At 65.5% G+C, this 14,264-nt stretch carries 15 protein-coding genes; 9 read left to right on the top strand and 6 right to left on the bottom strand.

Going from position 1 to position 14,264, the window contains the following annotated elements; genetic code table 11:
- Positions 1-192 precede the first annotated feature (192 nt).
- The gene (locus B7X65_RS22825) at positions 193-1,302 is read right to left on the bottom strand and encodes a substrate-binding domain-containing protein (RefSeq protein ID WP_293596532.1); all 1,110 of its coding nucleotides are present in this window, start codon (positions 1,300-1,302) and stop codon (positions 193-195) included.
- 137 nt (positions 1,303-1,439) lie between these two features.
- On the opposite strand from B7X65_RS22825, the gene B7X65_RS22820 reads away from it, so the two are divergent.
- The 4 genes from B7X65_RS22820 to B7X65_RS22805 are packed head-to-tail and all read left to right on the top strand — an operon-like array spanning position 1,440 to position 4,517.
- Positions 1,440-2,198 (top strand): ABC transporter permease, encoded by a 759-nt coding sequence (locus B7X65_RS22820; protein WP_293596531.1) that lies wholly within the window; start codon positions 1,440-1,442, stop codon positions 2,196-2,198.
- A complete protein-coding gene (locus B7X65_RS22815) occupies positions 2,195-2,884 on the top strand; it encodes a phosphate ABC transporter ATP-binding protein (protein ID WP_293596530.1) in 690 nt (229 codons plus the stop codon). The genes B7X65_RS22820 and B7X65_RS22815 overlap by 4 nt, the downstream gene beginning before the upstream one ends.
- Positions 2,881-3,717 carry a substrate-binding domain-containing protein gene (locus B7X65_RS22810; RefSeq protein WP_293596529.1) on the top strand — a complete coding sequence of 279 codons (837 nt, stop codon included), beginning with the start codon at positions 2,881-2,883 and terminating at the stop codon, positions 3,715-3,717. Before B7X65_RS22815 ends, B7X65_RS22810 begins: the two co-directional genes overlap by 4 nt.
- Positions 3,717-4,517, top strand: coding sequence for a molybdate ABC transporter substrate-binding protein (locus B7X65_RS22805; protein WP_293596528.1), 801 nt, complete (start codon positions 3,717-3,719; stop codon positions 4,515-4,517). Before B7X65_RS22810 ends, B7X65_RS22805 begins: the two co-directional genes overlap by 1 nt.
- A 258-nt stretch (positions 4,518-4,775) precedes the next feature.
- On the opposite strand, the gene B7X65_RS22800 is transcribed toward B7X65_RS22805, so the two are convergent.
- Positions 4,776-5,681: an AEC family transporter gene (locus tag B7X65_RS22800; protein WP_293596527.1), complete on the bottom strand. Its 906-nt coding sequence runs from the start codon at positions 5,679-5,681 to the stop codon at positions 4,776-4,778.
- 401 nt (positions 5,682-6,082) lie between these two features.
- On the opposite strand from B7X65_RS22800, the gene B7X65_RS22795 reads away from it, so the two are divergent.
- From B7X65_RS22795 to B7X65_RS22785, 3 genes are all read left to right on the top strand, one after another.
- Positions 6,083-7,057, top strand: coding sequence for a tripartite tricarboxylate transporter substrate binding protein BugE (locus tag B7X65_RS22795; protein WP_293596526.1), 975 nt, complete (start codon positions 6,083-6,085; stop codon positions 7,055-7,057).
- Between the two features lie 125 nt (positions 7,058-7,182).
- Positions 7,183-8,085, top strand: a complete 903-nt coding sequence (gene xerD, locus B7X65_RS22790) for a site-specific tyrosine recombinase XerD (RefSeq protein ID WP_293596525.1) — start codon at positions 7,183-7,185, stop codon at positions 8,083-8,085.
- A gap of 225 nt (positions 8,086-8,310) precedes the next feature.
- Positions 8,311-9,303, top strand: coding sequence for a tripartite tricarboxylate transporter substrate binding protein (locus tag B7X65_RS22785; protein ID WP_293596524.1), 993 nt, complete (start codon positions 8,311-8,313; stop codon positions 9,301-9,303).
- Positions 9,304-9,402: 99 nt separating this feature from the next.
- On the opposite strand, the gene B7X65_RS22780 is transcribed toward B7X65_RS22785, so the two are convergent.
- Positions 9,403-10,701: a class I SAM-dependent methyltransferase gene (locus B7X65_RS22780; RefSeq protein ID WP_293596523.1), complete on the bottom strand. Its 1,299-nt coding sequence runs from the start codon at positions 10,699-10,701 to the stop codon at positions 9,403-9,405.
- 192 nt (positions 10,702-10,893) lie between these two features.
- Positions 10,894-11,709 (bottom strand): ferritin-like domain-containing protein, encoded by an 816-nt coding sequence (locus B7X65_RS22775; protein WP_293596522.1) that lies wholly within the window; start codon positions 11,707-11,709, stop codon positions 10,894-10,896.
- A 140-nt stretch (positions 11,710-11,849) separates the two neighbouring features.
- Here B7X65_RS22775 and B7X65_RS22770 point away from each other — a divergent pair, with 140 nt between their 5' ends.
- Both B7X65_RS22770 and B7X65_RS22765 read left to right on the top strand, forming a co-directional pair.
- Entirely contained in the window at positions 11,850-12,374 is a 525-nt protein-coding gene (locus tag B7X65_RS22770) for a gamma carbonic anhydrase family protein (protein WP_293596521.1), read from the top strand.
- Positions 12,374-13,336: an Hsp33 family molecular chaperone HslO gene (locus B7X65_RS22765; RefSeq protein ID WP_293596520.1), complete on the top strand. Its 963-nt coding sequence runs from the start codon at positions 12,374-12,376 to the stop codon at positions 13,334-13,336. The genes B7X65_RS22770 and B7X65_RS22765 overlap by 1 nt, the downstream gene beginning before the upstream one ends.
- 18 nt (positions 13,337-13,354) lie before the next feature.
- Here the strand turns inward: B7X65_RS22765 and B7X65_RS22760 are convergent, their stop codons facing one another.
- Positions 13,355-13,894, bottom strand: coding sequence for a hypothetical protein (locus B7X65_RS22760; protein ID WP_293596519.1), 540 nt, complete (start codon positions 13,892-13,894; stop codon positions 13,355-13,357).
- Between the two features lie 92 nt (positions 13,895-13,986).
- Positions 13,987-14,262: a septum formation initiator family protein gene (locus tag B7X65_RS22755; RefSeq protein WP_293596518.1), complete on the bottom strand. Its 276-nt coding sequence runs from the start codon at positions 14,260-14,262 to the stop codon at positions 13,987-13,989.
- Between the last annotated feature and the right edge of the window lie 2 nt (positions 14,263-14,264).

The following is a 14,264-nucleotide window of genomic DNA, read 5'->3' as shown; positions in this document are numbered from 1 at the left end:
GCGGAGGGACCCAGACCATCGGGTCGCCTTCTCTTTGCTTACTTTCTCTTGGCGAAGCAAGAGAAAGTGAGTCGCCCGCCGGGGCGAGACCCGGCTTGCAGGCGTACCTTCACGCTGGAGGTGCTCAGTAGTTGCTATGAATTAAATAGCTGCCAGCGCGCGCACACCAAGGGCTGTAGCCAGAAATCATCCTCAAGAGCGGGAAGCCTTGGCTTTCCGGTAATTCCACCAAGGCAACATCGCCCGCAGCGACAGCACCTTGCCGCTTTGTGCGTGGTCGCCGCTGTAGCCGGGCAGTCCGGCCAGCGTCCTCTGCCAGTCGCTGCTCTGCAACTCCTTGAGCAGGGCCTGTACTTGGGGTTGCGGCAGTTCGGACTTCAGGCAGACCAGGTGGTAACGCTCCTGGACCAGCGGCACAAACCCGAGGTTTTTCTCGTGCGCTGCGGCTTCGATGCCCATCCCGGCATCGGCGGCGCCGCTGGCGATGGCCTGCGCGACCGCGCTGTGGGAGGGCTCCTGCGTGTTGTAGCCTTCGATGCCGTCCGCGTTCAGGCCGGCCTGCGCCAGCAGTTCGTCGAGCAGCACCCGCGTGCCGGTGCCTGCCGCGCGGTTGACATATCGGATGCCTGGCCGCTTCAGGTCGGCGATGCCGCTGATGGCCAGCGGGTTGTTCTTCGCCACCATCAGGCCCTGCCGGCGATGCGCGAAACCGATCAGCTTGTGCAGGCCGGGCTTGAGCAGGCTGCGGTAAGTCAGCGCCGCCACCGACTTGTTACCCGGCTGCTCCAGGGTGTGGAAGCCGGCCATCATGCACCGCCCGGCGTTGAGCGCCGCAATCGCGTCCACGCTGCCCATGAAGCGGATGTCCAGGTGCAGGCCGCGCGCACCGGCCTGTTCGCGCAGTGCGCTCAGCGCGCTGTCGTGGCTGGCATACAGCGTGAGCACGTGGGCCTCATCGTCAAAGGCGGTGGAGAAGGCCCGTTCGATGTCGCCGCGCAGCGCCTCGATCTGCGGCGCCAGCCGGGCCTGCGCCTGGCGCTCGGCCCACAACAGCTTCTCGCCAAACTCGGTGAGCTGGGCGCGCTGGCCCTTGTCCCAGACGATCAGCGGACGCTCCAGTGTCAGTTCCCACTTTTTCAGCGCCCCCCAGACATGGCGGTAGGACAGATCGAGGGCGCGCGCCGCCTTCGAAATGGAGCCCTGCTCGCGCACGGCGTGCAGCAGGTCCATCAGCGGATTGCGGATCAGCGTGTCCTTGCTGCGCTCGGGCGTCAACAGATAGGAGAGTTCGACTTTGTGCATGGGGTGGCAGAAGGGTGTGCTGATTATGGTCGCAAGGCCGGGCGCGTCTTTGCTATGCAATTTGCTTCATAGCTCGTGATTCCCGATGGCGACCCACGGCCTTCGCTTCTACGATAAGGTCACAACTTTTTTCCTGCATGAACACTTTCCCGGACAGCGTCGGCACGGCGTTTTCGCTCATCGTTTCCCTGGATCCCCTGTTGGCGAGCATTGTGTTCCGCTCGCTGGCGGTCAGCGCCTGTGCCTGCGCAATCGCCTGCAGCGCCGGGCTGCTGCTCGGGGCCTGGCTGGGCGTGGCGCGCTTTCGCGGCCGCGGCATTCTGCTGACCGTGCTCAACACGCTGCTGGCCCTGCCGTCGGTGGTGGTCGGGCTGGTGGTTTATTTGCTGCTGTCGCGGTCCGGCCCGCTGGGTTTTCTCGGCTGGCTGTTTTCCTTTCAGGCCATGGTGCTGGCGCAGGCCGTGCTGGTGCTGCCGGTGGTGACGGCGCTGGTGCGCCAGACCATTGAAGACGCCGACCGTCTGCACGGCGAACAGTTCCAGTCGCTGGGCGCAGGCAAGGGCATGCGCAGCCTGCTGCTGCTGTGGGACGAGCGTTATGCGCTGCTCACCGTGCTGATCGCCGCCTTCGGCCGGGCGATCTCCGAGGTCGGCGCGGTGATGGTGGTGGGCGGCAACATCGACGGTTTCACGCGCGTCATGACCACGGCGATTGCGCTGGAAACCAGCAAGGGCGACCTGCCGCTGGCGCTGGCACTGGGCCTGCTGCTGCTGGCCGTGGTGTTGCTGCTCAACGTGCTGATCGCGCTGGTGCGGCGCTGGCGCGAGCGGCTCGATGACGGGCTGCCCGAAACGGCCCAATTGCTGGTCCCCGAGGCTGGAGCCGTCAAATCATGAGCGCGCTGTTCGAACTCAAAGCGGTCGACGTGCACTTCGGCCAGACCCGCGCGCTGACCGGTTGCGCGCTCAGCATCCGCGCCGGTGAACGGGTGGCCCTGGTGGGTGCCAACGGCAGCGGCAAAAGCACGCTGCTCAGAACCCTGCACGGGTTGGTGCCGCCGACGCGGGGCACGGTGTCTTCAGACGTTTCGGCGCGTCAGGCCATGTTGTTCCAGCGGCCCTACATGCTGCGTGCCAGTGCCCTGAACAACGTGGCGCTGGGTCTGTGGCTCAAGGCCGTGCCCTGGAAAAAGGCGCAAACCCAGGCGCTTCAGGCGCTGGCGCGTGTCGGGCTGGCGGGCATCGCCCACCGCAATGCCAAGGCCCTGTCAGGCGGGCAGCAGCAGCGGCTGGCGCTGGCGCGTGCCTGGGCCTTGCAGCCCCAGGTCCTCCTGCTCGACGAGCCCACCGCCAGCCTGGACCCCGGCGCCAAACGCGACGTGGAGGCCCTGATGACCGAGTTTGCCGACGCCGGCATGACGCTGGTGTTCAGCAGCCACAACCTGGGCCAGGTCAAACGCCTGGCCAGCCGCGTGATCTACCTCGAGCACGGTCGCCTGCTGGCCGACCGGCCCACCCATGATTTTTTCAACGGCCCCCTGCCGCTGGAAGCCGAGATGTTTGTCAAAGGAGAACTTGTATGAAGCCCACCCCCGCACGGTCCCGGATGTTCAAGTGTTTTCGGGTTGCAGCCCTTTTTCCTATTGCGCTGGCAGCTACTGTTTCTATAGCGCAGCAAAACACCATCGTGATGGCCTCGACGACCTCGACCGAGCAGTCGGGCCTGTTCGGCACGCTGCTGCCGGCCTTCAAGCAGGCCAGCGGCATCGATATCAAGGTGGTGGCCCTGGGCACCGGCCAGGCCATCGACATGGGCCGCCGCGGCGATGCCGACGTGCTGTTTGTGCACGACCAGGTGGCCGAGGAAAAAGTCATTGCCGAAGGTTTTGCGATCAAACGCTACCCGGTCATGTACAACGACTTCGTGCTGATTGGCCCGGCTGCCGATCCGGCGAAAACCAAAGGCAAGGACATTGTTGAGGCACTGAAAAAAATCAGTGCCGCCAACGCCACCTTTGTTTCGCGCGGAGACAAGAGCGGCACCCATGCCGCCGAGCTTCGTTACTGGAAAAATGCCGGCGTCGACAACCCGCAGTTTGCCGGCTACAAGGCCTGCGGCTGCGGCATGGGCCCGGCGCTGAACATCGCGGCCAGCTCGGGCGCCTACGTGATGGCCGACCGCGGCACCTGGCTGGCGTTCAAGAACCGCGCTGATCTGGCGGTGCTGGTGGAGGGTGATACACGCCTGTTCAACCAGTACGGCGTGATGGTGGTCAACCCTGCCAAACACCCGAAAGTCAAGGTGGCCGAGGCGCAAAAATTCGTGGACTGGGTGATTTCACCGGCCGGCCAGGCGGCGATTGCCAGCTACAAGATTGGCGGCGAGCAGCTGTTCTTTCCGAACGCCACGAAGTGATGGTGAACTGGCAGCGCGTCCTGGCAACCATGGCCGTGTCGCTGGTGGCCTCCGCAGCGCAGGCGCAGCCTGTGCCGGTTCAGCTCTACGCGGCGGGCAGCCTGCGTGAGGCCTTGACCGAAGTGGCGCAGCAGTTCGAGGCGCAAAGCGGCCAGAAGGTGGCGCTGACATTTGGCGCCTCGGGCCTGCTGCGCCAGCGTATCGAAAAGGGTGAACCGGCCCAGGTCTTCGCCTCGGCCGATGTGGACCATCCGCAGCGCCTCGCACAGGCCGGTGGCTGGCAGGCACCCCGGGTGTTTGCGCTCAACCAGATGTGTGCGCTGGCGGCGCCTTCGGTCGATGTCAGCCCGGATGCGCTGCTGGAGACCATGCTGCGCCCCGGGGTCCGCGTCGGAACCTCGACGCCCAAGGCCGATCCGTCGGGTGACTACGCCTGGTCGCTGTTTCGTCGCGCCGACACGCTGCGCCCCGGCGCATTTGGGGTGCTCGAGGCCAAGGCGCTGCAGCTCACGGGCGGTGCCGACTCGCCCAAGGCGCCGGCGGGTCGCAGCACCTATGCTTGGGTCATGGATGAAGGCAAGGCCGACCTGTTCCTGACTTATTGCACCAATGCCGTGGTGGCTCAGCGCGAGGTGCCGCGCCTGAAAATCATTGCGGTGCCGCCCGCGCTGGAGGTGGCGGCCAGTTACGGATTGACCTGGCGCGCGGACGGGGATGGCGCCGCCACGCGGCTCGCGCAGTTCATCCTGTCGCCGCCCGCGCAGGCTGTCCTGCAGCGTCACGGTTTCGGCCGGCCTTGAGGATGGGCCTGGCTGGTTTTTCCGCCGGGCCTCGCCATCCTTCGACAGGCGCAGGATGATCGGATCAGACGTGTGCGCCTCGAAGAACTTCCCCTTCAAGCAGGGGCCGCAGGCGCAGCGCCCCCTCGGGGCTGGAGCCTGCGGCTCCAAACCTGCCTGCGCAGGTTTGGACAGGCGACAGAAGCGAAGCCTCTGGCGAGCGGCGGCCTGCAAGGTGCAGAGAGCTACACGCAGTGAGCGAACGTGGGGGGCCCTATTTCACCTCAACACACCCAGCGCAAACGGCAGGCTGAACATGCCGAGCAGGGTCGACAAGGTGACCAGGCCGGCCACATAGGCGCCGTCGTAACCCATGCGCGCCGCCAGCACGTAACAGCTGGAGGCGGTGGGCAGGGCCGAAAACGCCAGCAGCACGGTGGTCTGCACCGGCGACAGGCGAAACACCCAGGACAGGCCCAGGGCGATCAGCGGAATGAAGAGGTGGCGGATGGCCAGCAGCGATACCGCCAGGATTTTGGCTTTGGCCAACCGGCCGAACTGCATGCCGGCGCCGGCAGCCATCAGGCCCAGCGCCAGTGAGGCCGCACCGATACGGGTCACGGTGGGCTCCAGCCAGACCGGAATCTGGAAACCCGCCAGGTTGGAGGCCAGGCCGGTGGCGGTGGCGATGATCAGGGGATTGCGCACCAGCGCACCGAGAAAGCCGCTGTTGGCGTGGCGCGCCATGGGCCAGACCGCACCGACATTGAACAGCGGCACGCAGACGCCGATCAGCACGGCAATCAGGAGCAGGCCTTCGGCGCCGGCCAGCCGTTCGGCCAGCGCCAGCCCGATGAAGGAGTTGAAGCGGAAAGCCACCTGCGCACTGGCCGCGTGCTCCCGCCTGTCGATGTGCGCCCCAAGCCAGGGCAGGTGCGGCAGCGAATAAGCCAGTGCAATACCGAGCACCCCCATGCTGAGCCCGGCCGCAATCAGGCTGGAAGCCGCGCCCAGGTCCAGCGGGCTTTTGACGATGGACTGGAACAGCAGGACCGGAAACAGGAAGTAATACACCAGGCTTTCCACCTGCTGCCACACCGTGCGGTTGAGGGCGGTGTAGCGGCACACCAGGTAGCCGCAGAGAATGAGGGAAAAATCCGGAAAGAGAAGTTGCGCGTAATTCACCCCGGCAAGAATAACCGCAACAGGCGCAAAGCCTAGGGACCCTCTGCCTGACTCGCGCCGAGCGCGGCGGGGCTTTTGCGGGATGAGCCGTGAGGCGCAAAACCCAAGGCAAGGCTGAACGCCTTGCCTGGTTTTGTAACGAAGCGGATCGCCTGCAAAACCACGCCCCTTCGGGTTCGGACCAAAACGGGCGCTTTCCTCACCAAACCCCTTGCGTGTGCTTCAGCACACGCTGCGTGGTGTTGGCGAGCAAATCATCCCGTTGTGGACCCGAACGCGCATGGCGGGAGTCAGGCAGAGGGTCCCTAGGGGATTGCCCTTATGCGTAATCCACAACAAGGTGGCACGGTGCTTGCGCTTACGATAGGGGCTGTCCACTTTCTATTGCAAGGAAAATCGTTATGCAACGTCGTTATCTGCTTACCCTTTCTGCACTGACGTTGGCCACGGCCGCGGCAGGTTCCGCCCTGGCCCAGTCCTACCCGAACAAGGTCGTCAAGCTGCAGGTGCCTTTTGCACCGGGCGGCACCACCGACATCGTGGCCCGTGTCATCAGCGAGCCGTTGGGCAAGGCCCTTGGCCAAAACGTGATCGTCGAGAACAAGGCCGGCGGCGGCGGGGTGGTGGGTGCCCTGGAAACCGCCCGCGCCACACCGGACGGCTATTCGCTGGGCATGGCCACCGTGTCCACCACAGCGGCCAACCCGGCCATCAACCCGAAAATCCCGTACAACCCTGCCACCGACTTCACGCCCATCATCAACATTGCCGCCACGCCCAACATCATCGCGGTGCACCCGAGCTTTCCGGCGCGCAACTACAAGGAGTTCATTGCCGAACTCAAGAAGAATCCGGGCAAGTACTCTTACGCCTCGTCGGGCACGGGCGGCATTGGCCACCTGCAGACCGAGCTGTTCAAGAACCTGAGCGGCACCTTCATCACCCACATTCCTTACCGCGGGGCTGGGCCGGCCCTGAACGACACCGTGGCCGGCCAGGTGCAGATCATTTTCGACAACATCCCCTCGGCCCTGCCTTTCATCCAGCAAAAGCGCCTGATCCCCATCGTGGTCGCCGCGCCCCAGCGTCTGGCGGTGATGCCTGACGTGCCGACTTTCAAGGAAGTGGGCCTGGAGCCTGTCAACCGCATGGCGTATTACGGCATCATGGGCCCCAAAGGCCTGCCGAAAGAGGTGGTCGACAAGGTCAGCGCGGCCGCGCTCAAGGCCTTGCAGGACCCGGCGGTGCGCAAGCGCATTGAAGACACCGGCTCCATCATCGTTGGCAACACGCCCGAGCAGTTCGCGGCGCAGATGAAGGCCGAGTTCGAGGTGTATAAAAAGGTCGTCACCAGCGCCGGGCTCAAGCTCGACTAACCCGGAGCGGGCCCTGGGCTCGCGCCGCAACGTACACCCCGCAGGCTGCACGCCTGGCGGGGTGTTTTTTTTGCGGGCTGCCCGGCGGGCGCAACCACTTCTTTCGCATTTGTTATCGTCACGGTATGAATCCCCAGAGCCAGTCCGGCATTGATGCCTTTGTTGACGCCTTGTGGCTGGAAGACGGCTTGTCCAAAAACACGCTGGCCGCCTACCGGCGCGACCTGTCGCTGTATGCGCTCTGGCTGGGCGCAAAAGAGCAGGGCGGCCGCGCACTGGATGAAACGCTGGAAAGCGACATCCATGGCTATTTCGCGGCGCGCCATAGTGCCACCAAGGCCACCTCGGCCAACCGCCGGTTGACGGTGTTCAAACGCTATTTCCACTGGGCCCTGCGTGAGCGCCTGATCACGGCCGACCCGACCCTCAAGTTGCAGTCGGCGAAACAGGCCCTGCGTGTGCCCAAGCTCATGTCGGAAGCCCAGGTCGAGTTGCTGCTGGCCGCGCCGGACATCGACACGCCGCTGGGCCTGCGCGACCGTGCCATGCTGGAACTGATGTACGCCAGCGGCCTGCGCGTGAGCGAGCTGGTCGGACTCAAGACCTTTCATGTCGGCATGAACGAAGGGGTGCTGCGCGTCATGGGCAAGGGCAGCAAGGAGCGCCTGGTGCCCTTTGGCCAGGTTGCGCGGCAGGCGATCGAACACTACCTTGCCGAAGCGCGCCCCGTGATCCTGGGCGGCCAGCAGACCGACGACCTGTTTGTCACCGGCCGGGGCAGCGGCATGAGCCGCGTGATGTTCTGGATGCTGGTCAAGAAACATGCGTTGCGGGCCGGCATCACCTCGCCGCTGTCGCCGCACACCCTGCGCCACGCCTTTGCCACCCACCTGCTCAACCACGGCGCCGACCTGCGCGCGGTGCAGATGTTGCTGGGCCACGCCGACATCTCCACCACCACCATCTACACCCATGTGGCGCGCGAACGGCTGAAGGCGCTGCACGCGCACCATCACCCCAGAGGCTGATTGAGCCCCCACGCTCCCCCACTTCGTGTGGGTCGCTGCCCCCCGAGGGGGCCGCTGCGCCTGCGGGCCGGCGAAGCCGGACCCGCGGCCCCTGCTTGAACGGAGAGCCTCCACGGTCGCTTATTGAGTTCCCGTTCGTCCTGAGCTTGTCGAAGGATCTCCCCCGAAGGACAGTGCTTACCCGGCGCGGGGCAAAATGCTTGCATGTTCACCTCAGGAAAATTCATGTCATTGACCCCATCGCGCCGCCGCCTGCTGACCCTGCCTTTGCTCGCCCTGTGCGCTGCCGCGCTTCCTTCGTTTTCAATCGCCCAGGCCGCCTGGCCGGCACGCCCCATTCGCATCGTCGTGGCCTACCCGCCGGGTGGCCTGAGCGACAACATCGCGCGGGCGCTGGCCGACAAGCTGGCCGTGCAGCTGGGCACGCCGGTGGTGGTGGAAAACCGGGCCGGTGCAGGCGGCAGCATCGGCATGGACGTTGTGGCCAAGGCCGCGCCGGACGGCTACACCCTCGGCTTTTCCTCGATCAGCCCGCTGGCGCTGAACCCGCACCTGGGCAAGCTGCCCTATGACCCGGCCCGGGACATTGCCCCGGTCGCCAGCGTGATGTATTCGCCGGTGGTGCTGCTGGCCACTTCTGCGTTTGAGGGCAAGGACTTCAAGGACCTGCTGGGAGCGGCCAAGGCCAAACCCCGCAGCGTGCGCTGGTCCACCTCGGGCCTGGCCACGGTCGGCCACATCGTGCTCGAGCAGGTCCAGCACGGTGCCAAAGTGGAGATCACCCACATCCCCTACAAAGGCGGCGGCCAGCAACTGACCGACGCCCTGAGCGGGCAGTTTGAAGTCATCACCACCAACCTCAGCGGCGCGGTGATGCCGCACATCCAGTCCGGCAAGCTGCGGCCGCTGGCCGTCGGTGCGCCGGCGCGGGTGGAGGCCCTGCCGCAGGTGCCGACCTTTGCCGAGCTCGGTTTTGCGCCGGCCAACCTGAGCTCGCTGTTCGGCGTGTTTGCACCCGGAAAAACACCCGAGGCCGTGCTGACGCGCCTGAACACCGAAATCAATCTGGCCCTGAAGACGCCCGAGCTGCGCAAGCGCCTGCTGGGCGCCGACAACGTGCCGACGGGTGGCAGCGCCGCCGAGTTCGGCCGGCAGATTGCGCAGGAGTCGGACAACAACGCCCGCATCATCAAGGCGGCGCAGATCAAGGTCGACTGAAGCCCGGGGTGTGGAGTGCTATTGATTCAATAGCTGCCTGCGACCGCCACATAAGGGCTGGAGGCTGATTTTATTGATAATTTTCGGAAGGCGACCGGTTCAACCCGGTGCGCTGTCCGCGCCGGCAGTCGGCGCAAACATGTAGTCGCGCCGGAAGGGGTAGCGGCTTTGCGCGCCCTTGATGGCTTCGTCTGCCATGGAGTCAGCCGGGCGGGTGGCCAGCATCTGGTGCAGCGAGAGCCAGCCCTGCTCGAAACTCATGGCGCTGCCGGCCAGGTAGAGGCGGTAGGCGCGCAGGATTTTTTCGCCGCGCTCGCTGCCGCCGCTGCCCGTGGCCAGCACCTGCTGCGCGGCGTCCAGCCGGGCTTCCAGCGCATCGGACCAGTCCCACAAGGTGCGCGCATAGTGGGGCCGCAGGTTTTCCGTATCGACCATCTCCAGCCCGCCGCGCGCCATGTGGTTGAGCACGTCGCTGACGTGCAGCAATTGCCCGCCGGGGAAAATGTATTTCTCGATGAAGTTGCCCATGCCCGCGCCGAGCTGGTCGTTGTCCGGCCCGCCGGCGGTGATGCCGTGGTTCATGACCAGCCCGCCCGGTGCCAGCAGGCGACCGATCTTGCTGAAATAAGCCGTCATGTTGGCGCGGCCCACATGTTCGAACATGCCAACCGACGAGATCTTGTCGAAGGGCTGGCTTTCATCCAGGTGGCGGTAGTCGCGCAACGCCATGCGGACCCGCCCCTGCAGGCCCTTGTCTTCAATGATTTTCTGCACATGGGCATGCTGGTTTTTCGACAGCGTGATGCCGGTGGCATCCACACCGTAATGTTCGGCGGCCCACAGCAGCAGGCCACCCCAGCCCGCGCCTATGTCGAGGAAACGCTCACCCGGCTGCAGCATCAACTTGCGGCAGATGTGGTCGAGCTTGGCTTCCTGCGCCTGGGCCAGGGTCATGGCGTCGTCCCGGTAGTAGGCGCAGGAATAAACGCGGCGCGGGTCCAGCCACAGGGCGTAGAAGTCGTCAGAAACATCGTAGTGAAACTGGATCTGCTCGGCGTCTTTTTCCGGCGTATGCGCCCGGAGTGCCCGGATCTGGCGCTGCAGGGTGTTCCACCAGCCGGCGTCGATGTGGACCGGGTTGGCCGGCAGCAGGCTGGCGGCCACGGCCATCACGTCGCGCATGCGGCCTTCCAGATGCAGCTTGCCCTCGACAAACTCCTCGGCCAGCGCGCCGATCTGGCCGGCGCGCAGCCGGGTCAGGCTGGACCAGTGGGAAAACGACATCTTGACCGGCGCGCCGGGCGGGCCGAGCACCTGGCCCGCGGGCAACTGCACGGCCATCGGCGACGGCAGGCGCACGAGTTGCGACTCAATCTGGGGAACGAGATGCCGGATCATTGCAAACCCTCCTCGGAGACTTGACGGTCTGAAGCTGAAATATTACTCAATCCTGCGCCAGCTTGCCGGTGTCCCGTGCCCTCGCGCCGTGGGAAAAATTCCCGATTCAGTGTCAGCCGCCCCGGAGCCTGGGGTATTGACATGTATCAAGCTGGCGGGCTTGCGTGCCACGCGCGGCTGCCGTTTCCCGGTTCAGGTCCCCAGCCGGGCCAGCTCGGCCTCGTCAAACCCGGCGGCGCGCCGGGCGGCCAGGTTGAACGGGCCTCTCAGCGCGGGCGCTTCATACCTGGCGGCAAGTTCAGCATAAGTCGCCACGGGATCGAGTTGGCGCTGCCCGCACAGATGCCGGTACCAATGGTTGCCGATGGCGACATGGCCGATCTCGTCGCGCAGGATGATGTCCAGAATCGCCACCGCGCGCAGGGCGGCGGGACTGCCGACCCGGCGCAGTTTCGCCTGCATCGCGGGGGTGGCGTCCAGCCCCCGGGCTTCCAGCGTGCGCGGCACCAGCGCCATGCGCGCGAGCACGTCGCCGGCGGTTTTTTCGGTCATGTCCCACAGGCCGGTGTGGGCGGGAAAGTCACCGTAGTCATAACCGAGGGTCTGCAGGTGCTCGCGCAGCAGGCTGAAGTGCAAGGCTTCTTCCGCGGCGACTTTCAGCCAGTCCAGGTAATAGGCGGGCGGCATGCCGTCAAAGCGCCAGGCGGCGTCGAGTGCCAGGTTGATCGCGTTGAATTCGATGTGGGTCACCGCGTGCAGCAGGGCGGCCAGCCCCTGCGGGGTGAAGGGAGAACGCTTGGGCACATCGAGGTGGGAGCGCAGCTCGGGCCGGGCCGGGCAGCCGGGCAGGCCGGTGGGCGCCTCGGGTGGGTCTTGATACGCTATCGAAAGAGTAGCTGCCTGCGCCCACAGGGATTGGGCCAGCAGCACTTTCTGCTGTGGATCGGGTTCCATCAGCGCCTGCAGGGCCTGTTGGCGCAGTTCGGGGGGTGCGGGTGTCGCCGTCATGGCTGGATTGTCGGCGATAGCGCGCAACAGGCGGGCAGCGCCGGGCAAAGACAGGGTGCGGATGCCTGCCTACAATTGGGGCTCTTCCCGCCGCGCCCTGCCGCGCCAGCGGCCCCTTTCCCCCGACTTCACAAAGAACCATGGCCCTCTACCAACTCGACGACCTGACCCCTGCCGTTCATGAATCCGCCTGGGTCGCCGACAGTGCGCAGGTCATGGGCAATGTGTCGCTGGCCGAGGACAGCAGTGTCTGGTTCGGCGTGGTGATTCGCGGCGACACTGAAACCATCCGCGTGGGCAAGGGCTCCAACATCCAGGACAACAGCGTCCTGCATGCCGATATGGGCATGCCGCTGACTATCGGCGACAACGTCACCGTGGGCCACCAGGTCATGCTGCACGGCTGCACCATCGGCGACGGTTCGCTGGTCGGCATCCAGGCCGTGGTGCTCAATGGCGCAAAAATCGGCAAGAACTGCCTGGTGGGCGCCGGTTCGCTGGTGACCGAAGGCAAGGAGTTTCCCGACGGCTCCATGATTCTCGGCAGCCCGGCCAAGGCCGTGCGGCAACTGAGCCCCGAACAGATCGAGGGTTTAAAAATGAGCGCGCAGCACTATGTAGAGAATGCGCGGCGTTACAGAGCCGGCTTCAAAAAGATTGATTGATGTCTGAATTACACAAGTTTATTTTCGACGGCCTGCCGGTGCGCGGCATGCTGGTGCGCCTGACGGACGCCTGGCAGGAAATCCTCAAACGGCGCGAGGCCGGCGGCGGTTACCCGCCCGAAGTCATGCAGCTGCTCGGTGAAATGACGGCCGCCGGGGCGCTGATGCAAGGCAACATCAAGTTCAATGGGGCGCTGGTCCTGCAGATCTTCGGGGACGGCCCGGTCAAGCTGGCCGTGGCTGAAGTGCAGCCCGACCTGAGCCTGCGCGCCACCGCCACCGTGACCGGTGAGGTGGTGCCGGGCGACACCTTGAGCCGTCTCGTCAACGTCAACAACCAGGGCCGCTGCGCGATCACCTTGGACCCGAAAGACCGGCTGCCGGGCCAGCAGCCCTACCAGGGCGTGGTGCCGCTGTTTGGCGACCAGCATGAAAAGCTCGAAAACCTCAGCGAGGTGCTGGAGCACTACATGCTGCAAAGCGAGCAGCTCGACACCCGGCTGATTCTGGCGGCCGACGGCCAGGTCGCTGCCGGCTTGCTGATCCAGCGCCTGCCCGTGCAGGGGCAGGGCAACCTGCAGGGCGGCCAGCGCGCCGACGAAGACGAGATCGGCCGCAACGAAGACTACAAACGCATTGCCATGCTGGCCGGCACGCTCAAGCGCGAGGAGTTGCTGGGCCTGGACGCCGACACCATCCTGCACCGCCTGTTCTGGGAAGAAAAAGTCACGCGTTTTGTGCCCAGCACGCCGACCTTTGCCTGCAGCTGCTCGCAGGAGCGTGTCAGCGGCATGCTCCGCAGCCTGGGCGCGGCCGAGGTGGAAAGCATCATCGCCGAGCAGGGGCGCATCGACGTGGGCTGCGAGTTCTGCGGCGCGCAGTACGGTTTCGATCCGGTCGATGCCGCGCAGATTTTCACCCGCCAGGAAAGCCAGCTGCCGCCCGCGCCTACCGTGCAGTAGTTGCCGTGCCTGCTGCCGTCAGCGCAACCGGCGTTCCAGCAGGTCGCTGAGCAGGCGGCGTTCGCAACCCGGGTCGCTGCAGGTGTCGCAGGCCCAGACCCAGGGCTTGCGCTCCCGGCTATCGTCCGCAAGCGGATGCGGCTTGCCGCCGTCCAGCAGCCCCTGCAGCGCGCCCAGCGCATGGGCCAGGCGCTGCGGCCCCTGGCCGTAAACCACGGTGTAGGGCAGCTCCGCGTTGGCAAGCGTCAGGCGCAGCTGCTGGTCGACCGCCTCCTGCGCTGCCGCGAGACCGGCTGGCACCGGCAGATCCAGACCCATGAGCAGGACCTGATCGAAACCGAAGCCACGTGGGCCGGTCGGTGCGCCGGCGCGGGCCTGCCGAACAGTCGCCAGCGGCGGGTTGTCGGCAATCAGGATGGAAAGGAGGGCCGGGTGCGGGGAGGGGCGGCTGTCCAGCGCCGCCCTGAGTTCGCCAGCCAGCCGGGTCTTGCCGGTACCTGCTGCGCCCAGCAAGGCGATGTGGCGCGAAGCAGGCCCGTGGGCAAGCGGGGCGGTCAAATAATGAGCCAAATCAGGCTACAGCCCTTATAGGTAAAGCGCCGGCAGCTATCAAAAGCAGAGCAAAAGGGAGGCGAGCGAGCGGGCTGCGGTCAGCGCGCAATCTGCACAAAAATTTCATTGGGCTTGACCATGCCCAGCTCCTGGCGCGCTTTTTCCTCGACCATCTCCAGTCCTTCCCGCAGGTCCTTGACCTCGGCGGCCAGCCGTTCGTTGTCGGCCTGTGCCTGGGCGTTTTTGACGGTCTGCTCGCTGAGCCTGCGCTGCATCTCGTTGACGCTGGTCAGGCTGCCCCGGCCAATCCAGAGTTGCGCATGCACGATGACCAGCAGTGCAATCAGGAGGGCGGGGACAACGCGGTTACCCACGA

Source organism: Polaromonas sp. 39-63-25, assembly GCF_002278925.1.
GTDB lineage: Bacteria > Pseudomonadota > Gammaproteobacteria > Burkholderiales > Burkholderiaceae_C > Polaromonas.
This window is presented reverse-complemented; position numbering and strand designations above follow the sequence as displayed.